Origin of the sequence: Flammeovirga sp. EKP202 (assembly GCF_014534745.1) — a bacterium.
In the GTDB taxonomy this organism is placed as follows: domain Bacteria; phylum Bacteroidota; class Bacteroidia; order Cytophagales; family Flammeovirgaceae; genus Flammeovirga.
On sequence record NZ_JACVVP010000004.1, the window covers coordinates 199,690 to 221,179 of the forward strand.

Below are 21,490 nucleotides of genomic sequence, written 5' to 3' on the forward strand. Positions count from 1 at the left end.
AGTTGAGGCTATTTGATGAATTAACCCTTAATAGCTAATCGTGATTTTATAGTCCTCCAATAATTTGAGCGACAATAATAATAGCAACCAAAGCAAATGGATATACAGTGGCATAAGCTACTTGTGGAGCATCGCTTTCAGTCATATTGTCCATGGCACTAAGTCCTGGAGTAGAAGTCATACCACCTGTTAAAGCACCCATCAGAGACAGGAAGTTTACTTTAAAGAAAACGTGACCTACAATTGTTACAACTAACATAGGGATTAAAGTAATCAATGCACCTATTCCAAATAATTGGAAACCATACTCACTAATTGTCGATACAAGCTTAGTACCTGCACCTACACCAACAGGAGTTAGGAATAACAATAAACCGAACTGTCTTAATAGTGCATTGGCGTTACTTGGTAAGTGCCAAATAATAGGGCCTGTTTTTCCAAGTCTACTCAATCCTAAAGCAGCCATCAAAACTCCGCCTGTAAGGCCTAATGAGAAAGATGAACCACCAGGAATAGGAACTTCAAGTTTACCTAAAAGTACACCGATGATAATACCTAGTGCTACAGGTAAGAAACTAGGAGTTTCCACTATTTTGATACTATCACCAAATAGCTCTGTAAGCCCTACAATGTTTCCTTTTGTAGACGAAATCAGTAATTTGTCTCCAAATCTTAAACGAGTAGAAGGTCTTGGCGATAAATCTAATCCAGCTCTTCTTACCCTTGTAATCGTAGCAAGGTAGTTGTTGTGCAAATCCAATTCACCCAGTGTTTTACCAACTACGTTTCTTGATGATACAACAAACCAACGAATTTCATGTATACCTGATCGAGGTATTTTTTGGTCAGTTGGTTCACCTAGTAAAAGTTCTACTCTTTTTAAAGCATCAACAGTACCAACGGCTTTTACCAAATCTCCTTTATGAAGAACAGTATCTTTCATTGGTGGTTTACTCTCTGTATTAGGTTCCATAACACGAGAGATGTTTGCTTTAGTCATAAAACGAATGTTTAATTCACCGATTGTTTTTCCGTGAACATTATCGTTGGTGACAATAAAGTTTTTGTTGCTTAAGTCAGGTGTATCTGCTGTTGCCTCCTCTTCGTATTTTCTTTCCGTTTCTTCAATGCTGACACCGAAGAACTTAGGAGCTAATTTTACAAAAAGAATGACACCAATTACACCAAAAGGATAAGCGATACCATAACCAATAGAGGCTAGTGGTGATTGTGAACTTTCAATGGCTGCCGCAAGACCTGGTGTTGAGGTTAATGCTCCTGTAAGTAGACCAACTGCGATTTTAAAGTCTACATCAAAAGCAACACCTAAAACAAAGGTTACGAGTCCGCCTGTAACAACAGATAAAGTTGCTAAAATGATCAGTTTACTTCCTTGCGATTTAAAGGCCTCAAAAAATGAGGGACCTGCTTGCATACCGATCGTAAAAATAAATAATAATAAGCCAATTTTTTGAATGATACCTGGTATTGCAAAGTCTTCAAAACCCAGTGCATTCATAAGGTATCCATAAAACATGGCTACGAAAATCACTGCCGATAATCCAAAGGATACACCTTTAACACTGATTTTACCTAATAAAATACCAAATGCAATAATTGCGAATAATGCTACATAGTCTGACTGTAGTAGCTTTAGAAACATCTCCATATGATGAAAGAATGTTTTGTGTGTGAGATAATGAATAATTTGATATTACAAATGAACAACCTTTTATTAATAAAGTTGCTATTTAGATTTCTATAATTATGATGATCTTTTTCATCCTTTTTATTAGAAAAATGTGCTAGTATATATAAGTGTAAAAAATACTATGTAACATTCTATAAACAAAAAAGGTGAGTAGTAACGAGTACCACTCACCTTTTAGGAATTTCACAATTATAAATATTATTTAATTAAATTCTGTCAAAGAAGTTGAAAATATCCAAGGTTTGATTTTTATTTTTATAAATAAGAATCGGAATATTGATATCTGACAGGAGCAGTTTTTCAGCTGTACTTCCCAGTACCATTGACGCCATAAACGTTCTACTTTTAGAGCCAATTATGATCACATCTGCCTTTTCATCTTTAGCGGCTTTGTATATGGCATCGGCAGTAGAGTCATCTTCATCAATCAGTACAGACTTCGTTTCAATGTTATGATCATCAATGGCACTATTGACAAAGTGATCTAATTTCTTTTGAGAGACTTCTTTTAATATTTCCACCATTTCATCATAACTTTTTCCGGTTGAACTATATCCATGAGGTATACGGAAGCAGTTGATGGCGAGCGCCTTAAGGTCACGAATGTGTGTTGCAATTTCTTCAACTTGTTGTAATGTATCTTTACTTGTTTCAGAAAAATTGATAGGAATTAAGGCCTTAGGTTCTTTATCGTATTGCAATAATTCAGGAGCAAAAAGAATAGAACAAGGTGCAAAACTCGCAATCTTTCTTGCTACAGAACCCGTCCCTTTCCCTTGGCTGTTTTTTCCAAGAATCACAATATCAGCTTGTTTCCTCTTGACAAGTTTAATGATGGTTTCGGCTGGGTTACCCTCTTCTATTAAGAGCTCGTGATTAATGTTATCTATGTTTGGGATATGTTCATGAATGAGCTTATCCATACTTACTCTAATAGATTCATCTAACGGGCTAAGCATATTAGGGTATTTATCAGTGACTTCTTTAGGAAGGTCTAAAGACTCTTGTACATGAACGAAGTAAATTTTTTCAGCTTCAGACTCATTGATGTATTTATTGGCATGTTTTAGTAAAGGAACGTCCTTTTTAGATGCATCTAACGCTACGAATATTCTATTTAGTAATCCCATAATATTGATCTTTTTTGGTTAAGTTAATTCACTTTCACTTCCTATTATTAAATACGTTTTCTAGTGATTTTGTATACATAATTTTCATAAATATTTATTAATATCCAATGATGGTGATCAGTAAATTTATTCTTTAATGAAACTTATATTTTTTAACAAAAAGTAAGGCCTTGCTTCTAAAGAAACAAGGCCTTACTTTATAATGAATAACGTATTGATACTGATTATTCTAGCTTGCCAAGACGCATCATTGCGGCAGCATAGTAATTTCCTAGAGGATATTTTCTGATATATGTTTTATATCCTTCAATAGTATCGATTTCTTGTGCACGGTTCCAATCGTCTTCCTCTTTTGCTTGAGAATCATTTTTTAGGGAACTGATTTTATCTTTGGCCTCCTTCCAGTATTTCTTCTGGGTGGTTAGGTTAAGGTAATTAAAGTATGCTCCTAATGTGTTTTCCTCACATGTATTTTTCCAAAGATCTTCTTCGTCCTCATTTACCTCAAATTCATCGTTCTCGAATGATAAACTCTCAATTGGAGATTGTGTTTCGATTTCAGGCTGAGTTTCTGTTTCAATGTCTACTTGAGGTGCAGTTTCAGTTACTGAAGAAATTTCACTGCTATCAAAACCATTTAGAGTACTAGGTTCTTCATTGATGATGGAATCAATACCTTCCTGTAACGTCTCTTCGGAAGAGGAATCACTAGATGTGATTTCTTCAATTTCGAAAGTCGGTACTTCAACCTCAGGTATATCTACTGAAGATGAATCCGCATTATCACTGTCATCTACTGTGTCAAATGAAGTAGGAGTGAAGTCTATCGTTTCAAACTCTTCGCTTGGTGAATTATCTACAATATCTCCATTTTGTATGGTATTGATATTAGAATAAGCATCAGCCAAGTAATCATTCGCTTCAGTACGGTTCAGATATTCTTTGTAAGCGTCTATTGTATTAATAGAAAGTGCTGTATTCCAAAGTGTCTCCTCATCCATTCCATCTATAAATACGGAATTGTTTACCGGCGTTTCTTCAATTTCACTTTGAGGTGCTTCAACCTCGGGTTCTGTTTGAATAGGTTGTTCTTCAACCGTCTCCGCCTCGGGCTCTTCAATGATTGTTTCTTCGACTGTTGGCGGTGCTACTTCATTGAAAGTGATTTCAGGAGTTTCCCCTTGATCAATCTTATTGATTCTATAATACGCTTCAGCAATTTGATCTGCTGTTTTGGTATAGTTGATGTATTCTAAGTACCCATCTTTGGTATTCAACTTCTCCGCACGGCTCCATAATTCTTCCTCGCCTAATTCTTCAAGAGCATTACTTTCAGTAGGAGTAGATGATACAACCGATGAAGAGGTAGTATCAGAAAGGTCTACCACTTCTTCTGTAATTATATCATCTATGACTTCATCAGAATTTTTCTGAGCAGCTTCCGACAGCTGTTGTGCTTCTTCGAGTGAGAAAGAATCTGATGAAACTTCATTGACCTCTGTTTCAGCAAAAGTTACTTCGGTTTCCTCTGCTTGAACTACCGTCTCAGTTGCGGTTTCAACCTCATTAGTAGGAACAACAGTATCTTCCTCTTCTTCTAACTCTTTGATCGCCTCATTCATTACTTCATCTAGTTCAGAAATAATAGGTGAGGGGATAGGAGCAACGTATTCATTTTCCTCTTCATTTCTTTCAAGTAGAATACGCTCGTTGTCTTTCCAAAGCAATACTTCACCTTTTAGGCCTCTTGCTTCTTCAATCTTGGCTAGAATATCTTCTATTGGTTCCATTCTAAGGTCCATTAGAAGTGCTCTATCAATATTAAGTTCTTCTTTCTTTGTTTCTTTTTTATCAATGATTTGAGCAGCAGGAATAGGAGTGATTTCCTCCATTTTCTTTGCTAAAGTCTTCTTGTGAATTTGATCAATTCGCTGGTTAGCTTTATCAATAAAGTGTCCTTCAGGGAACATAGAAAGATAGAATTGATACCCCTCTATACTGTTCCAAATCGCTGTTTTTTTCCAGATTGTGGTTTCCAGCTCTTGTGTTACTTCATCTTTTGCCTTCGGCATCAAGGAAGAAGAAAGCTCGTTTTCAATTTGAGATCTTAATTGTTCTTTTAATTCTGACTCTTTGTTTTTGATTTGCTCTTCTACTTCTTTATCAAGGTCTTTCTTGATTTCCTCTTGAAGTTCAGCTTTAATCTCTTCTCTCAGCTTTTCCTCACGTGATAAGATTTTATCACATTCTTCTTTTCTGCGGAGTACTACAGGGTCTTTTCTATATTCTAAAGCTTTACTGTAATGCTCTTTTGCGATTGTGAATTTATTTTCAAAATAAGCTTTATCTCCCAAGTCAATATGAGAGGTAAACTTCAATTCATTATCACAATAATTGACTTTATCGTTGTACAATCCATTGGTTGAATCGTACTTCAATAATTCAGTATATGTTTGTTTAGAAGCTTCAAAGTCTTCATTGTCATATTGAATATCAGCAATTTTTTCTAATGACTTAATGATTCCTTTGTAAGCAGTGTCTTCATTAATGATTTCCCAAGCTGCTTGGTATCTGTTCTTGGCTGCATCGTAGCTTTCATTCGTAAACATCTGATCGGCTTGATGCAATGTTTCGATGAAAGTAGCCATATTGTTGAACTCATCGTCATTTTCAAAGAGTTCAATACCTTCTTTTAATAAAGGTAAAGCTTCCTCGAACTTCTTATCATTGAATTTATTTTCAATTTCTGTTCTCAGCTTTTTTGCCTTAGAAAACCTTTTATTTAGGCATACTGGAATGTCACCTTCTTCATTAGTGATAAATAATACCTCACGGAGAGATGCTTCCTTACTAAAATGCTTTTTGACATCATTGAGCGTCAATACTTCTCTTTCTTCCTCAATTCCTGTTTGGAACAAGCTCGTTAATTCAGAAGCGATAGTCTGATTAGAATTAACGTTCCCGAATTCAGATACAATATATGTTTTCTTTGGGCCTGTAGGCAGAAGTTCTTTTATAGTAGAAGGGTCTGTATTTTGATCTGACTTTTTAGCTCTTCTGTAGTCAGCATCTAAAATTAAGAACACACGTTTAGCTTCAGATTCATCAATGATCTCCAAGACTTCGCTTAATGGTATACCATTAATATGGCATTGATTAATAGTCGTATGTGGAGAAGAAAGAATCAATTTACCTTTTCTTTCTATGAGGTATCCGGAGTAAAACAAGATCAATGTATCCTGAGTAGCATCGGCCACTTCAGCAATACGTTCTTTAATCATTGTATTCCCTTCTGAATCAACTAAAGAAACAATATCTCTTTCGTGAATTCCAAGAATCTGAGTGTCGGTTAATGTATCTCTTAATAAGCTGATATCTTTATAAACATGCTCACGTCTATGGAGATCATCGTCTTTTAAGAAAGTACCTATACCTATGAGTATAGCTCGAGATTTTGATGAATCAAACATCAATGGCATATTAGAGTATTAATGAAAGTAATTTCTAAAGTAAAAATAGCCTTCCTAATTAAGTGATTATTGGGATAAAAGGAAGCCTTTAGAGAAACAACGTGATATTGTTATCTGTATTGTACAAGAAAGTTTATAATTATCACTCTTCCAAGTCGTTTTCTTGAAAATCGTTGTTTTTTTGTTCCTGATCGTATTCTTTTCTTATAATATTAATATCAGCAAGGAAATCATCTGGGTAAGGACTGAATTTTTCTTCTTTAGAAAGTAGCTTTTTTTCTTCTTCAATTTTATCAACATCTACTTCCTCTTCATTAGAAACTTCGTTTGCTTTGTCTTCTGCTTCTAACGCATCCCAGTCAATTTCTTGATGCTGCTCTGATTTATCTTTACTCATAACTACCTTATTTACATTTACGATGTATTTCTCAGTCAAAATCTGCTCACTTACACTTGCAGTTTGATTACAAAAATAGCAAATATTGTAAGATAATTTTGTCTGAGTATCTAACAAATTATTATAAAAAAAATTGCACAATGAAAGATAAATTTCTCTCATTGTGCAAGACTACAAAAGATATTTAGATAAACATCTCTTTGATATGGTCTTCAAACTAATTGTTGAATATTTTTTCTAGGATTTTTAAAGTGATATAATAAGTTGGTTTTACCCCTGTTAATCCCAAACTACCATTCGCTAAAGTACTTCCGGTAATAAGTGGGTTATCCGAGGCATAGTAAGCATACCTTACTTTTACGTCTTTACTGATATTATTTCTAATTTTTGACGCACCTTGAATTGCTTTTTGGTAGTGGGCACCTTCCATTTCAAGCCCCATTACACCCCATGAAGAATTTTTGAAGTACGTTAAGATATCTTTGTTCTGTAATGAGGTTCCTAAAACGGTAACCATTGGGCCATCTACAAACTTCAGATCCTTGATATCTTTGAAATCCTCTGGCGTAAGGTCATTTTCTACAGGGTAATTGTCTGCAGTACCTTCAAAAATGTGAGCAGTTGGTGTCATCACATCACCTTTTCCTCCTTTTAGAATACCTGCTTTACCCATGATAGAAACACTTTGAACGTCAAGGTTGATTTGTTCGTTTTCTGATTCATATGGTTTCAACAGTTCATCCATTGTTTCAAAGGCCTGTTCACCAAAAGCATAATCCATTACCACAATGACCGGAGCATTTTCAGCATCAATACTTTCAGGCATTTTGATGTTGGTCGGAAGTGAAGCGGGTAGAATTTTAGCGGTATCAAAAATTTGAACTGAAATGTTTGTTCCTGAATCTTCCTGTACCTGAATCATTCCCTTCTCAACGGCAGAGTGATAAATTTTATCTCTCAAGTGACCATTATCTCCTTGGCTGACTTCTTCCATCAAATTAAGAAAGTCTGTATTCTTTCCTTTTTTACCCAATGCATCACAAGCATAAAACGTGTTCATAACACTATGCAGGTTTGAACTGATGATGTGGATTGGTCGTTGAATAAGTCCGTTGTGCAGTAAAGCTCTTTTGATTTTGTTGGCCCATCTTTCACCATAAATGTGGTGTCCAATTCTTTCACGAAGTGTTGGACTGAAACTGATGATACGATCTTCGCTTTTCAATTCTTCATTGATGGCTAATTTTCCTAACCAATAAACAATGTGGAAGAGGCCGTTATTCTTTTTAGAGTGTTTAATAAATCTGTGGTGGGCATCTCTAGTTTCTTGGTAAGTTCTACCCAAAATAGTCGCAAGGTAAGTAAATGCTACTTCCTCGTTTTCCTTTGTCAGTGCCTGTTCACCTGTTACAATTTTTTCTAATTGTTCCCACTCTCTCAGTGCATTTCCTTTTTTATCTTGAGCATGTTGTTTGATTTTTTCAGCCTCAATATAAATAAAGGTCAAGTGCGTGAGAATGTCATAGATTTCACTTCTACCACGAGTGATCTCTATAAACATTTGTTCTTCGTCAATACGATAGCAATTTCTTCGTCTTGCTTGAGGAATAATCTTAGTAAATGAAGATTTCTCGTACCCTTCTTCAGATGTCAATTTAATATATCGTGTTTCTTCAATTCCTTTAGGAAGACGATCAAAAACATAGACAAGTCCGTTAAGGTCGACTTTTTGAGGGTCAGCGAGTGAACCATAAATTTCTGGCTCAAGGATTAATAAATCTTGCATGATGGCATGACCAGAAGCCCCGCCAGGTTTGTAATACCCTCTGATGAAGAGATGTCTCATCACTACATACATTCTTTCAATTGCTGCTCTCGACGCCTGTGCTCTTGTTAATTCTATCATATAATCTATTTAAATTTGAAAAATAATTGATTTAGTGTGCGTAAAATACTTATTTCGATGGTCTTAGATCTTTGATAATGGATTGAATCGTCAATCTTAATCATTACTTAAAGTTAAGGAAACAAGATAGTGGTTTAAATCACCAACGTGAATTAAGTTGACCTTATAACCTGCTACTGCTGCATATTCTTCCAATACAGGGTAACTCACATAAAGCCAGTCAAATTTATCACCTTTTAAATCGCCAAATTCCATCCAATATTGGATTTGGCCATAGTATTCTGCTGTAAGGTCAATAAGGTATGAACCATCCTCATCTTCAAAAAGGTGTATGATATCTGAAGAATCAAAAATGATTTGTCCGTCTTTCTGAATGAAATTTTTAGCTTTTACTAAAAACTCTGCCAATCCTTCGAGAGTGCCTACAAGTCCAATTCCGTTCATGAGCATTAGTAGGGTATCAAACTTTTGACCATCATAATCATAGATGTTACCTGCAATGACGTTTTGTATACCTCTCTTTTTCATGGTATCAACAGCCAATGAAGAAATATCCATGGCAGTAACGTCTCTTCCTCTTTTTTGCAGTGCCAAAGCATGAGATCCAGCACCAGCCCCAACGTCAAGAATTTTCCCTTTACATTGGTCTAAGGCTAATGTTTCTATCTCAGGCATATCCTTCTCTTCTCTAAATAAGAGAGGGACAGGAATATCATCAGGTTCACTAAAATCAGAGTATACTTTTACACAGTAATCCTCATTTCTATCTTCTTCATAGGCCGCAATTGCAGCTCCCATTGCATCTTTTGCTGTATCTAATGTTCTCCCGTATGTGATATGAGACATGACCTTAAAATATGGTTAAAATACTAAAGTGTAAAATTTATGCAAGTAACCACAATTTTTCTGAATGGGCAATTGATTAATGTTAATAACTGTGATTTATAGGAGGGTGACTAAGCGATAAAAATCAATCATTGTAATTCTGAAAGCATTTTTTTCTTCAACGGTATCAAGAAATGGAACTCTTTTATTTCCAAATTCGACTTCAAAAGTGACTTCGTCTTTGTTGAGTAAATTGTAAATTTCTGAGGTAAATAGGAATTGGTCAGCCATGCCGCCTTGTTTATATCTAATTTCCCCTTTAAAATCATCTTTGTGGTCTACCCAATGTACTTTAAAATGTTGATACCCTTTAAAGAATTCGTTAGGGGCCAGCATGATAAAGGCATTGTCATTTTTATCAATAGTGACCAAGTGTAAATTAATGATAGCTTGAGTGGAATCTTGAATCGCTTTATCATAAAGCAGTACGTTCATATGGGTAGCCGTGTCAGTTTGGGGAAGACTGACTTCGTTGTAATAACTTGCTCTCACATTTTTAAAATACATTCTTGTTTGATCATACGTTACAAACTTAGGGGCAAAGGGATCAATGATGACATCTTTGTAAGGTTGACAAGCAAGAGTAATTGTGATGAGAGTTAGTACGATTAATAGTTTTTTCATGAAAACAAAATAAAAAATATGATTCATTTAGATAACTGAAATGCATGCCTTTTCAGTATAAATAGTAAAAGAATCTTTTGTTGTGAAACGTGTATAGTATGATAACTTGCTGGATTTAAAATAGTTATTTTTTTAAGCAAAAAAGTACTAGAACAAACCAAAATCAATGATTTATCCTAGTACTTATTTTAATCGAAAAATGGGATTAGATTATAAACGTTGCATTAATTTTGGTGTAATGCTGTTTTTCCATTCTCTAAAATCACCATCTAAAATATGTTGACGGGCCTCTCTTACCAACCAAAGGTAGAAAGTAAGGTTATGTACACTTGCAACCATTCCTGCTAAAGCTTCATTGGCTTTGAACATGTGACGTAAGTAACCCTTTGAGTAGAATGTACTCACATATCCGCCTAGTTCAGCGTCTAATGGAGTAAAGTCATCTTCCCACTTTTTATTTTTTAAGTTCATGATCCCTTGAGTAGTGAAAACATGACCATGTCTTGCTTGACGTGTTGGCATTACACAGTCAAACATATCTACACCTAAAGCGATATTTTCAAGGATGTTTGCTGGTGTACCTACACCCATCAAATACCTTGGTTTGTCTTCAGGAAGAATATCACAACAAAGTTCAGTGAATTCATACATCATTTCAGCAGGTTCACCTACTGACAAACCACCAATTGCATTACCTTCTCTTTCAAAGCTAGCAATTGTTTCCGCAGATTGTGTTCTTAAATCTTTGTATGTACTACCTTGAACAATAGGGAATAATGATTGATGATAACCGTATAAAGGTTCTGTTTCTGCTAATCGGTCTACACATCTTTGTAACCAACGGTGGGTCATGTGCATAGAGTTTTTAGCATATGTATAGTCAGAAGGATAAGGAGGACATTCATCAAATGCCATAATGATATCGGCACCGATTGATCGTTCAATATCCATTACTTTTTCAGGAGTGAATAGATGTTTCGATCCATCAATGTGAGATCTGAAAGTAACACCTTCCTCTTTGATTTTACGATTGTTGGCCAATGAGAATACTTGGTATCCTCCAGAGTCTGTTAGAATAGGACGATCCCAACCGTTGAATTTATGAAGGCCACCTGCTTTTTCAAGAATTTCTGTACCTGGTCTTAAGTAAAGGTGATACGTATTACCAAGAATAATCTCAGCATTAATATCTTCTTTTAATTCTCTTTGGTGAACTGCTTTTACTGTACCTGCTGTTCCTACAGGCATGAAAATAGGAGTAAGGATTTCTCCATGTGCAGTAGTGATTTTACCTGCACGTGCCTTTGTTTGAGGATCCTTTTGTTTTATTTCAAATGTTAATGCCATATTACTTTTCAGTCCTTTAAATTAATAAGCACCAATACAATAGTGAACAAACATTTTAGTGACTCTTTTTCATTCTATTCCACTTCAGGTTAACGATTTGCACTTTGAGCAAAACGAGTCGTACAACCTGGCTTTTGATTAGCATAAAAAATAATATAAAGATGTCTGTTTTCTTATGTGTTAGTACTTAGGAGCTTAGCGTTTGAATGAAATGCTCTTCATACATTTCATGGCTCACGCTTCGATATATTCTAAACCTATACTTCAATAAGCTATTTGCAAAGGTAAACAAAGACATTTAGATTTTCATTCCATTAAAAATACATTAAGAGTCATTATATTGATAAAAATTGAGTAAATTTGATTGATAATGAAACCTTTTTAATAATTTCATAGCAAAGGTGCTAGAATAATGTATTTTATTAATTAATATTGTTATAGAGTAAATTTCTCTTCATAACTATTATTTTAATTAGTATATTATTTAAAAAAACAAAATTACTGACTAGTTACTTTTAATTATCCATATTATAAATGAAACAAATTAGCTTTTTTAGAGCGATAAGGATTTATAATTTATTTCTTCTCATGCTGTTTCCAATCTTAAGCTTTGGCCAAGATGGAGAAATGATTATTTCTGGCGTTTACAAAGGAACCAATTTATACATTGAAAACCCCTTACTGTCAGATGGTACATTTTGTGTGAAAAAAGTATTAATCAACCACAGTCAAATGCAACGGCTACCACTAGCAAGTGCTTTTGAATTGGAGATGAACCACTTAAACAAAGGAGACGAAATCAGTATCGTTATATTTCATTCTAATGATTGTGTGCCACGTGTTCTTAACCCTAATGCGATTCGTGATAAAGGACATTTCCAATTTGTAGAGTTAGACATTACCGAGGATGGCCTTGAGTGGATTACTTCAGGTGAAGCCGCTGAGGGTAACTTTGTTGTATTACGAATGGAACATAACTCCTGGAAAGAAGAAAAGATTATTCAAGGAACATCAAAACCAAAACAAAATAAATACTTCTATAAAGTACTTCATCACTCTGGTGAAAACCAATATAAAATTAAGTACTTAGAAGTAACAGGAAAGGTTTACTATTCAAGTGTTTTAGAACACACTTCTAAGTCAGAGCAAGTCAAATTTTATCCAAATAGAGTTTCAAAAACATTATCTTTCACAAGACCTATCAAGTATGAGATCTTAGATCAATATGGTAAAGTGATTTTAACTGGCAATTCAAAAGAGGTGAATTGTTCAAAACTTGTGGGAGGAAGATACTACTTTGTTAATTACGATAATAAGACCGAAAGATTTTTCAAAAAATAAGCATTTTGTTTCACAAAAAAGCCTTCTTTAGTGGTTTAAAACTGAAGAAGGCTTTTTTGCGTAATGCCTAAAATATAGTATTTTAGAATTCTACTCATCAACTTTTTCTATTTCAATAAGTACATGCCCCTTATCTACAGAATTGCCTTCTACAGTGTCAATTTTCTTGATAATTCCAGACATGGGAGCTTTCAGAATATTTTCCATTTTCATGGCTTCTAATATAATTAAGCTGTCATTTTCCTCAATTTGATCACCTTCCTTACAGAGTAATTCTAATACCTTTCCGGGCATCGGAGCTTTGATGATATTTTCTTGGTTTCCTTTCTTTGAGTTCATTCCCAATTGATCTAATAATTGATCAAGTTTGGTTTTAGCCTCAAAAGAAACCTTCTTGCCATTAATTTTTAGTGTTACATTTTTGAAAGAAGTATCTGAAGCAATGACTTCAATATCAAAACGTTGCCCATTGTGATTTACACTAAATACATTGGGATGAGTTTCTTTGTAGTCAATATTGTAATTTTTATTGTCTATTACCACGGATTGTTTGTCCTTTAGAATAGAATATACTTTGTCATTTACTGAAATGTTGAGCATTGTGTTGTGTTTAATTTGGTGTTGATATTAAAGTATGTTTCTGAAGTTTTATTATCTAATCAAATAAGACGTCAGAGATAGTATCTGGTTGAGATACACTAAGTACAAATTCAAAATAATAAATTAGAATTAACTATGATTTATTTTTGATTTAGTACTTATTTTTGGTGTTTTATGTTCTTTAAATATATAAAAAAGGATTTAGAGAAAACTATTTATTTTGCTTATTATGAAAAAAAACTACCTCAAGATTTTAGGTTCCTTTTCCTTGATATTTGTCATGGGAATAATAAATAGCAGTTTTGCTCAGGAATATAAAAATCAAGATTCCCTTTCCAACTACCAATCGAAATACTACGCACCCGAAAAGAAAACCGTAGAATGGGGATTTTTTATGGGCCCTTCTTGGTCTATTCCGTCTGGTAGTGCACCACAATTAGAAACAGGTGCTCAATTCAGTAACGTTAGAGAAAGAGCAAGAACAACATTCTATTTTGGTTTTAAAGCTAACTTTTTTATTGAAGATCGTCTTTCAGTAGAATTTGATGCCTTGTTCAATTCAATGGGTCAAAAAACGGAATTTAGTGGCTTTAATCATGAGTTAGGGCAGTCTAATGAGACCGTGAAATACACAGAGGTTTTAAGTTATTTTGTATTCCCATTGACCCTAAACTATTATCTCAACGAAAACATCTATATCAAAGGCGGTCTTTATGGAGCTACTTTAGCTGGAGCTCAGAGAAGAGAAGGCGGTCTTTTTGGAGATTATCTTGACGTAAACCATTTGTATAGAGGAGGAGATTTTGGCTTTACAGCAGGTATTGGAGCAGAAGCAAAAGTGTTATTTGTAGAGTGGAGATACAGTAGAGGTTTAATTGACGTCACTTTTGATGATGAAAAATATTATAACCAAAATATTCAATTAGTTGTAGGTTTTAAATTTGGAGGATAAGATGTATAAAAATTTACTATTAGTCATTGTAGCAGCATTATTTTTCAGCTGCGGTACTGAGCTCGATAATCCAATTAATAATATACCTGATAATAGCAACTATGTGTACACCTCACAAGTGAAATATTATACAGTACCGGGAGGTGAGCCTGAACAAGAGCAAAGCTTCAGTGGTTATCTTTCAATGAGTATTAATGAAGGCAGTGGAAATGGTATAATTGAGATTCAACCAGAATATGGTGTGAATTGGACGTTGAACATTGATAATTTATTGACAATTGATGGTGATTCGAGCGTGTTAATGATTCCTGAACAAAACGTGATGATCAATAATGATAATTATTCGGTGATTGGTATGGAAGTTTATCAATCAAATAATACAGTTTTTCATGTATTAAAAACAGCTGATTCGATTTTTGTGAATTACAACTCTTTTTACTTAGGTAATAATTCAGATTATAAATACACTGAGGGCGAAATTAAAGGAAGAAGGTTTAGATAAATAAGCAGTTGAATAATTGCTTCAATCAATAAGGGCTTGTGCATGCACAGGCCCTTATTTTATTTAAAGAAGTTAATATTACTCATTGCAAACTAAATTAATGTTAACTTCTAGTCGATCTTTCTACAACCTTTTAGAGGTTCTACTTTCAAACTTCCTTCTTCTTCATTTTTGTCTTAACACAAAAACGAAGCAAAAAAGTCAAGGCTTAGAAGTCAAAAGCTAAATTCCATTTCACTCGCCTAAATGATTTTAAACTCGCTGCGCTCAAACAGCAAAATCATTTTTAACGGCTCATTCCATGAAATTCTTAACGTTTTTCCCTTCAAGGCCGATGGAGATACGGCAAAATGATTATCTAATTACAGGGAAAAAGACAATGGTTTATAATTATCTTATAAAATGCAGTGTTGTAGGTAAGTTGCATTCTAACGTTCTCACGAACCATAATACACTACCATTTATCCTTCACAAAAGGAACTACATTACTAAACAAAACTAATGCATTTAACCTTCCATATAGTAAATTCTTTTGACTCTCGAGCTGACAGAAGTAAGGATTTCATAAGGTATGGTTCCAATTTCCTTTGCAATGGTTGATATGGAGCGGTTTTCTCCAAAGACGATCACTTCGTCACCAACACTGGCTGGAATATTTGAAATATCTACCATTGTCATATCCATGCAGACATTACCAATTACTGGAGCTAAGTGACCATTGATTACTACTTTACCAACTCCATTGCTAAGCCTTCTGTCAAAACCGTCTGCATAGCCAATTCCTATGGTTGCAATTTTCTTAGGTGTATCCACTTTTCCTTTTCGGCTATAGCCTACAGTTTGCCCCGCTTTCATTTCTTTGATCTGAGCAATTACTGTTTTTAAAGTGGCTACAGGTTGCAAATCATCTTGTTTGAGGTTGTTGACCTCCACGCCATGCAATCCAATACCTAGGCGTACCATGTCCATTTGAGCGTCAGGGTAACGCACAATTCCAGCGGAGTTAAGACAATGTTTGATTACAGCATAACCTAGGGCATCTTCAAGCTGAGAAGAGAGTAATTGAAACGCTTTAATTTGCTCTTTACTGTAGGTATCGTGTACGCTTTCATCCGCTCCTGCTAAATGGGTAAAAGCACCTTTAACCTCTATTTTATTACCCAGTTTTAAAAGTCGATCTTCAAGCTCTTTATAATTTTCAGTGGTGAACCCTAAACGATGCATGCCTGTGTCAAAGTTGATCTGAATAGCAAAAGGTTCATCATGATTTTCTTCAGCAATAAATTCCTCCAATGCAGAGAGCATTTCGAGGTTGTAGATTTCCGGTTCTAATTGATGCATACGCATCATTTCAAAAGAGTCAGGAGATGGAGTTAATACCATAATAGGTGTTCTAATTCCATTTTGTCTTAATTCTACCCCTTCGTCAGCAAAGGCGACTCCCAGGTAATCGACTAAGTGATATTGTAATATATTAGCCAATTCGCTTTTGCCACTGCCGTAGCCCAAGGCTTTCACCATTACCATCACTTTGGTTTGTGGTGAAAGTTGAGATCTATAAAACATTAGGTTATGTACAACAGCATCAAGATTGATTTCAAGCTGCGTACTATGAATTTTCTTTTGAAGTAAAGTAGCAATTTTTTCAAACTCAAAATGTCTAGCTCCTTTTAGTAGAATCAATTCTTTATTGAATTGTAGCGTCGAGTTTTTGATAGCCGTTCTTACTTCGTTAGTATCATTAAAGAAGTGTTTTTCCCTTATATTGAAGACTTCTTCGTAAGAATTCAGCTGTTCACCTACACCAATGAACTTGTCAATATTGTATTCTTTACAAAGTTGATTGACTCTTTCATACAATGCTTTTTTATCTTTATCTCCTTGTAGAAGGTCGGAGAAGATAAGTGTTCGTGGATATGTTTCTTGATTCTGATTTAGAAATGATAAAGCAATTTGAAGTCCTCCTAAATCATTGTTATAGAAATCGTTGATGAGAACCGTATTATTGATGCCTTCCTTACGTTCCAAGCGCATCGGAATCCTCTTTAGCTTATTGATCCTACTTTGGATGGTTTCAAAAGGGTATTCCAAGCAAACTAACATGGCCACACAATGCATCGCATTTTCAAAAGAAGCATCGTCTAAAAATGGGATGTTCATTGGAAACGTTTCACCTTCGTAGTTGACCATGATTTCATAATCAGCCACTTTCATGATGATAAGGTCAGCATCTGGATGTTCACCCCATGAGAAAGTAGGGACATCTAATGCCGATAATTTTTCATCAATCAACGGATGATCTTTGCAGTAAACAACAATTTCACAATTTTGGAACAGTTTTGCTTTCTCATCAATTTTTTGCTCTATGGAATCAAAATCTTTATCATGGGCGGTTCCAATATTAGTAAATAAACCAATGTTGGGTTGTATGATTTCTTCCAACTTGTGCATTTCATTAGGTTGAGAAATGCCAGCTTCAAAAATGCCTAAATCATGTTTTTCATTAATCTGCCATACAGAAAGTGGTACTCCAATTTGTGAATTGTAACTCTTAGGGCTTTTGACCACGTTATAATCCATTTCTAATAGAAAATACAGCCATTCCTTTACTATCGTTTTCGCATTAGAACCTGTTATGCTGATCGTAGGTAATTGTTGATGTTGTTGTCTATGCCATGCAGTGAGTGCTTGTAGTGTAGCTAAAGTATTTTCAGTATATACGAATGTGGCTTCTTTATAAAGATATGCTTTATCAAATGAACTTGTAACTACGAATTTACGCACTCCTTTTTCATAAAGTTCAGGGATGAAAGATTGTCCTGTCCTTTTCTTTCCCTCCAATGCAAAAAATATTGTGTTTGAAGGTGCCGAAAGCTGTCTGCTATCAATCAGTAAATATTCGGCATTCCAAAATGAGGTAGAAAAATCAAGGTTCGAATTAGGCATATCTTCCTTATTATTTTTTATTAATGTGAAATGAAAATTAAAGATAAGTTTCAGATTTTTACTTTTAAAGGGCATTGGTCAGTAAATTTTGAAGCGTTTTAATGTTTGTTTTAAAGTGGTTGATATACAGTGTTTTAAAAGGGTGGTTGATGATTTGGTATTTGATTTAATATTGGTTAACCAAATCATTAATTTATCAAAGAATTGAAAAACAACACGTATGTTTGTAAAACTTTTACAATCGATACATTTTAGCTCATAATAATCAATCATTTCAAAAATCACCTAATCACAAGCACGCATAACTTTCACCTATTGGCTTTAGGTATTTTGATTGAGATAAGAGCGAGAAGAGAACACTTTAAATGAGAAATCTGTTAAATACATATAAAACGCATTACAAAGATACTATTCGAATAGCAACACCTGTTGTAATTTCCCAGGCTGGTCAAAACCTAACCAACATTGTAGATAACATGATGGTAGGGCACTATAACACTGTCGATCTAGCAGGTGCCGGTTTTGCGAATAGCTTATTTGCCATATTCTTGGTATTTGGAATTGGCTTTGCTGTAGGTGTGACTCCTTTGGTAGGGAAAGCTTATGGTCAAAGGGATTTCAAAGAAATGGGAAGTTTATTCAAACATAGTATGACGTTGAATGCTTTGTTTTGTGTATTCCTTGTGGTGGTATTGTTGACTTTATCCACGTTAATGGATTACATGGGGCAAACACCTGAAGTAGTGGACGCTGCTAGGCCTTACCTATTGATTAATACATTTTCATTGGTGCCGTTGATGTTGTTTTTTACAGCAAAGCAATTTGCAGAAGGAGTGAAATACACTAAAGTAGCCATGTATTTTACACTTTCCGCCAATATTATCAACTTTTGTTTAAACTATATATTAATTTATGGAAAGTTCGGTGCTCCGGAATTAGGTTTAACGGGTGCCGGTATTGGTACTTTAGCTTCAAGAATTGTTGGGGGTGTTGGTATGATGATTTATGTGCTGAACAGTAAACATTTCCATCGATATTTAGAGAATTTCAAGACAACAAAAATACACGCAAGTAAGTTATTACAACAGTTGAAAATGAGTCTTCCTATTGGTTTACAAGCACTAATGGAAGTAGGAGCATTTGCAGTTGGAGCCATGATTGTGGGGTCTGTTGGTACACAGCCAATGGCAGCACATCAAATTGTGATGAGTATGATTTCTCTTACTTTCATGATGGTGAGTGGTGTAGCATCTGCAGTATCTGTAAGGGTAAGTAATTTTTATGGAGAAGGCAACTGGCAACAAGCTCGATTGGCAGGGTTTACAGGAATGCAATTCGCATTATTAGCCATGTCTATTTCAGCCGTTACATTTTTAGTGTTCAATGAATTTCTACCCTCCCTATTTACTGAAGACGTTGAAGTAATACAATTTGCTGCATCCATGTTGTTTTTTGCCGCATTGTTCCAGTTGTCAGATGGTGCACAAGTGATTATGACAGGAGCTTTAAGAGGAATTTCAGATGTAAAAGTGCCAACAGTCATCTGCTTTATTTCTTATTGGGTAGTGTCATTACCTTTAGGTTTTGTACTGACACATTATACAGAATGGAGCTTTTTAGGGGTTTGGATTGGTCTTTCTACAGGTTTGACTTTGTCTGCTATTTTATTGTTTTCTAGATTTACATTAAGAACAAATCAAGAACTCAATAAAAAGAAGGTAGACCAAGAAGCCTTAGTAAAAAGCAATGCATAATCAAAAGGAGACTTTAAGAAAAAAAATTATACAACAGCGAAACCTCTTGTCTAAAGCACAAGTGGATAAAGCTGAAAATGAAATAGCAGCAACTTTTTGGGAGAATAATACCCAAGAAGTTGCTGTTTTGCATACGTACATTCCCATCAATAATGAAGCATCAACGTTATTGATTATTCAAAAGGCACTTTCACTAGGTTGGACGGTTGTAGTACCCAAAACACTTCCAAAACGCCAATTAAAACATTTGGTCTTGAGTGACCTCTCGCAACTGAAAGAAGGAAAGTTTGGTACTCTTCTGCCTTTAGATGAAATTGAATACAACGGAGAAATAAACTATGTTTTAGTACCTGGTGTTGGATTTTCAGAAGAAAAAGGGAGAATGGGGTATGGAGGAGGTTACTATGATACTTTCCTTTCAGAATATCCTAAAGCAATCAAAATTGGAATTGGATATGACTTTCAAGTTATCCCAAAGTTACCCATAGAAGAACATGATGTACCTATGGACCGACTCATTATAGCAAAGTTGTAAACTTAAAGTAAATTATCCTTTAACCTTTTTTGGATTACAAAAAATAATAAACGGAAAAAGTATGTTTGCCCTACAATTTAACAGACATACGATGAAGTTTATTACAAATCTTACATTTATTACAATAGCAGTTTTAGCATTGGGTTGCGAAACATCTCAAAAGAAATATAAAGATCCTCGTGAGCATGATTCAGCGATGAAATCGGCTTATGATATGCAATCTAAAATACCTCATGCAGTTACTGCCGATGTTGAAACGGTTCCGGTAAATTCTCCAGTGGATGCTGATGCAGCAGATGATCCCGCAATTTGGTATAACGCTGAGCACCCTGAGCAATCGATTATTATCGGTACAGATAAAAAAGCAGGATTATATACTTATAATTTGAAAGGTGAACAACTTGATTATGTTGCAGTAGGTAAAGTAAACAACGTAGATGTGCGTCGTCAATCTATTGTCAACGGTGATACGTTAACGTTAGTAGCAGCTTCAAACAGAACGCATCATAATGTGAGCATCTTTACAATGGATAGCCTTGGTAAGTTGTCAGAAATTAAGATGCCTCAGGAAATCTTGTTGGACGACTCTTATGGTTTCTGTATGTACCAAGATACAGCTTCAACTCCTTATTTCATCATGAATTCAAAGGACGGAACGATCAAGCAATTCGCTTTGACACTGAAGGAAGATCAATCAGGAGAGCTCTCTTTAGTAAGAGATTTTTCGGTTCCTTCTCAACCAGAAGGAATGGTAGCAGATGACGCAACAGGTATTTTATATGTAGGTGAAGAGGCAAAAGGTGTTTGGAAAGTAGATTTGACTAATGCCGACTCTAAAATGGAATTTATTGCTGCAACTGCAATTGAAAACAATGATGCTTTGGTGGCGGATATTGAAGGAATAGCGATTTACAAAACGGGTGAAAAAACAGGTTATCTTATTGCTTCTAGCCAAGGAAACTTCTCTTATGCTTTATTTTCATTGGAGACAGAGGAATACTTAAAAAGTTTCAAAATTATTGACGGTGCAGTTGATGGTGTAGAGGAAACAGACGGTTTAGAGGTTTGTAATATGCCAATCGGTGACCAATACAAAAAAGGAATTTTAGTAGTGCAAGATGGCTTCAATTACGATGGAGATTCATTAAAAGCACAAAACTTTAAAATTATCTCTTGGGAAAAGATTCAAAATATCATAGATCAAGCTATTTAATTTAAAAATTACGCATTGAAACAGAAGTAATTGCGTCTTTTCTCCATACAATTTGATTACAGCAAGGTCGCTTTCTTCGGGAAGTGGCCTTTTTTGTTTGTATTTTATTTACTAATTAATAAAAAGTGTCAATTGAAACTATTATTTTTGTGGGTTAATAAAGTTCTTCGTTTGATG

General features: G+C 34.8%; 16 protein-coding genes. 6 read left to right on the forward strand and 10 right to left on the reverse strand.

Features of this window, described 5'->3' with window-relative positions; translation table 11 throughout:
• Nucleotides 1-46 precede the first annotated feature (46 nt).
• From IC221_RS03925 to tgt, 8 genes are all read right to left on the reverse strand, one after another.
• Nucleotides 47-1,669 (reverse strand): aspartate:alanine exchanger family transporter, encoded by a 1,623-nt coding sequence (locus IC221_RS03925; RefSeq protein WP_223241287.1) that lies wholly within the window; start codon nucleotides 1,667-1,669, stop codon nucleotides 47-49.
• Between the two features lie 248 nt (nucleotides 1,670-1,917).
• Entirely contained in the window at nucleotides 1,918-2,841 is a 924-nt protein-coding gene (locus IC221_RS03930) for a universal stress protein (RefSeq protein ID WP_188167702.1), read from the reverse strand.
• A 224-nt stretch (nucleotides 2,842-3,065) separates the two neighbouring features.
• Nucleotides 3,066-6,311, reverse strand: a complete 3,246-nt coding sequence (locus IC221_RS03935; RefSeq protein WP_188167703.1) for a hypothetical protein — start codon at nucleotides 6,309-6,311, stop codon at nucleotides 3,066-3,068.
• 142 nt (nucleotides 6,312-6,453) lie between these two features.
• Nucleotides 6,454-6,708, reverse strand: a complete 255-nt coding sequence (locus tag IC221_RS03940; RefSeq protein ID WP_188167704.1) for a hypothetical protein — start codon at nucleotides 6,706-6,708, stop codon at nucleotides 6,454-6,456.
• A gap of 217 nt (nucleotides 6,709-6,925) precedes the next feature.
• Nucleotides 6,926-8,614 carry a hypothetical protein gene (locus tag IC221_RS03945; RefSeq protein ID WP_188167705.1) on the reverse strand — a complete coding sequence of 563 codons (1,689 nt, stop codon included), beginning with the start codon at nucleotides 8,612-8,614 and terminating at the stop codon, nucleotides 6,926-6,928.
• Between the two features lie 96 nt (nucleotides 8,615-8,710).
• Nucleotides 8,711-9,460, reverse strand: coding sequence for a bifunctional 2-polyprenyl-6-hydroxyphenol methylase/3-demethylubiquinol 3-O-methyltransferase UbiG (locus IC221_RS03950; RefSeq protein WP_188167706.1), 750 nt, complete (start codon nucleotides 9,458-9,460; stop codon nucleotides 8,711-8,713).
• A gap of 96 nt (nucleotides 9,461-9,556) precedes the next feature.
• A complete protein-coding gene (locus IC221_RS03955; RefSeq protein ID WP_188167707.1) occupies nucleotides 9,557-10,123 on the reverse strand; it encodes a hypothetical protein in 567 nt (188 codons plus the stop codon).
• A 210-nt stretch (nucleotides 10,124-10,333) separates the two neighbouring features.
• Nucleotides 10,334-11,470 (reverse strand): tRNA guanosine(34) transglycosylase Tgt, encoded by a 1,137-nt coding sequence (gene tgt, locus IC221_RS03960; protein WP_169654406.1) that lies wholly within the window; start codon nucleotides 11,468-11,470, stop codon nucleotides 10,334-10,336.
• Nucleotides 11,471-12,004: 534 nt separating this feature from the next.
• Here tgt and IC221_RS03965 point away from each other — a divergent pair.
• On the forward strand, nucleotides 12,005-12,811 hold the full coding sequence (locus IC221_RS03965; RefSeq protein ID WP_188167708.1) for a hypothetical protein: 807 nt from the start codon (nucleotides 12,005-12,007) through the stop codon (nucleotides 12,809-12,811).
• Between the two features lie 90 nt (nucleotides 12,812-12,901).
• Here the strand turns inward: IC221_RS03965 and IC221_RS03970 are convergent, their stop codons facing one another.
• Nucleotides 12,902-13,411, reverse strand: a complete 510-nt coding sequence (locus IC221_RS03970) for a biotin/lipoyl-containing protein (protein WP_188167709.1) — start codon at nucleotides 13,409-13,411, stop codon at nucleotides 12,902-12,904.
• A 280-nt stretch (nucleotides 13,412-13,691) separates the two neighbouring features.
• Here IC221_RS03970 and IC221_RS03975 point away from each other — a divergent pair, with 280 nt between their 5' ends.
• Together IC221_RS03975 and IC221_RS03980 are read left to right on the forward strand one after the other, a co-directional pair.
• Nucleotides 13,692-14,363, forward strand: coding sequence for an outer membrane beta-barrel protein (locus tag IC221_RS03975; RefSeq protein ID WP_188167710.1), 672 nt, complete (start codon nucleotides 13,692-13,694; stop codon nucleotides 14,361-14,363).
• A gap of 1 nt (nucleotide 14,364) precedes the next feature.
• Nucleotides 14,365-14,865 (forward strand): hypothetical protein, encoded by a 501-nt coding sequence (locus IC221_RS03980; RefSeq protein ID WP_188167711.1) that lies wholly within the window; start codon nucleotides 14,365-14,367, stop codon nucleotides 14,863-14,865.
• A gap of 507 nt (nucleotides 14,866-15,372) precedes the next feature.
• Here IC221_RS03980 and IC221_RS03985 read toward each other — a convergent pair.
• Nucleotides 15,373-17,811, reverse strand: a complete 2,439-nt coding sequence (locus IC221_RS03985) for a bifunctional UDP-N-acetylmuramoyl-tripeptide:D-alanyl-D-alanine ligase/alanine racemase (RefSeq protein WP_188167712.1) — start codon at nucleotides 17,809-17,811, stop codon at nucleotides 15,373-15,375.
• Between the two features lie 365 nt (nucleotides 17,812-18,176).
• Here IC221_RS03985 and IC221_RS03990 point away from each other — a divergent pair, with 365 nt between their 5' ends.
• From IC221_RS03990 to IC221_RS04000, 3 genes are all read left to right on the forward strand, one after another.
• Nucleotides 18,177-19,565: an MATE family efflux transporter gene (locus IC221_RS03990; RefSeq protein WP_188167713.1), complete on the forward strand. Its 1,389-nt coding sequence runs from the start codon at nucleotides 18,177-18,179 to the stop codon at nucleotides 19,563-19,565.
• The gene (locus IC221_RS03995; protein ID WP_188167714.1) at nucleotides 19,558-20,100 is read left to right on the forward strand and encodes a 5-formyltetrahydrofolate cyclo-ligase; all 543 of its coding nucleotides are present in this window, start codon (nucleotides 19,558-19,560) and stop codon (nucleotides 20,098-20,100) included. Before IC221_RS03990 ends, IC221_RS03995 begins: the two co-directional genes overlap by 8 nt.
• Nucleotides 20,101-20,191: 91 nt before the next feature.
• The gene (locus IC221_RS04000) at nucleotides 20,192-21,313 is read left to right on the forward strand and encodes a phytase (RefSeq protein WP_188167715.1); all 1,122 of its coding nucleotides are present in this window, start codon (nucleotides 20,192-20,194) and stop codon (nucleotides 21,311-21,313) included.
• The last annotated feature ends 177 nt before the right edge of the window (nucleotides 21,314-21,490 follow it).

Excerpts from the sequence above, each read along its gene's own strand:
- IC221_RS03925 (WP_223241287.1), bottom strand. The coding sequence starts at position 1,669 with ATGGAGATGTTTCTAAAGCTACTACAGTCAGACTATGTAGCATTATTC.
- IC221_RS03930 (WP_188167702.1), bottom strand. The coding sequence starts at position 2,841 with ATGGGATTACTAAATAGAATATTCGTAGCGTTAGATGCATCTAAAAAG.
- IC221_RS03935 (WP_188167703.1), bottom strand. The coding sequence starts at position 6,311 with ATGTTTGATTCATCAAAATCTCGAGCTATACTCATAGGTATAGGTACT.
- IC221_RS03940 (WP_188167704.1), bottom strand. The coding sequence starts at position 6,708 with ATGAGTAAAGATAAATCAGAGCAGCATCAAGAAATTGACTGGGATGCG.
- IC221_RS03945 (WP_188167705.1), bottom strand. The coding sequence starts at position 8,614 with ATGATAGAATTAACAAGAGCACAGGCGTCGAGAGCAGCAATTGAAAGA.
- IC221_RS03950 (WP_188167706.1), bottom strand. The coding sequence starts at position 9,460 with ATGTCTCATATCACATACGGGAGAACATTAGATACAGCAAAAGATGCA.
- IC221_RS03955 (WP_188167707.1), bottom strand. The coding sequence starts at position 10,123 with ATGAAAAAACTATTAATCGTACTAACTCTCATCACAATTACTCTTGCT.
- tgt (WP_169654406.1), bottom strand. The coding sequence starts at position 11,470 with ATGGCATTAACATTTGAAATAAAACAAAAGGATCCTCAAACAAAGGCA.
- IC221_RS03965 (WP_188167708.1), top strand. The coding sequence starts at position 12,005 with ATGAAACAAATTAGCTTTTTTAGAGCGATAAGGATTTATAATTTATTT.
- IC221_RS03970 (WP_188167709.1), bottom strand. The coding sequence starts at position 13,411 with ATGCTCAACATTTCAGTAAATGACAAAGTATATTCTATTCTAAAGGAC.
- IC221_RS03975 (WP_188167710.1), top strand. The coding sequence starts at position 13,692 with ATGGGAATAATAAATAGCAGTTTTGCTCAGGAATATAAAAATCAAGAT.
- IC221_RS03980 (WP_188167711.1), top strand. The coding sequence starts at position 14,365 with ATGTATAAAAATTTACTATTAGTCATTGTAGCAGCATTATTTTTCAGC.
- IC221_RS03985 (WP_188167712.1), bottom strand. The coding sequence starts at position 17,811 with ATGCCTAATTCGAACCTTGATTTTTCTACCTCATTTTGGAATGCCGAA.
- IC221_RS03990 (WP_188167713.1), top strand. The coding sequence starts at position 18,177 with ATGAGAAATCTGTTAAATACATATAAAACGCATTACAAAGATACTATT.
- IC221_RS03995 (WP_188167714.1), top strand. The coding sequence starts at position 19,558 with ATGCATAATCAAAAGGAGACTTTAAGAAAAAAAATTATACAACAGCGA.
- IC221_RS04000 (WP_188167715.1), top strand. The coding sequence starts at position 20,192 with ATGAAGTTTATTACAAATCTTACATTTATTACAATAGCAGTTTTAGCA.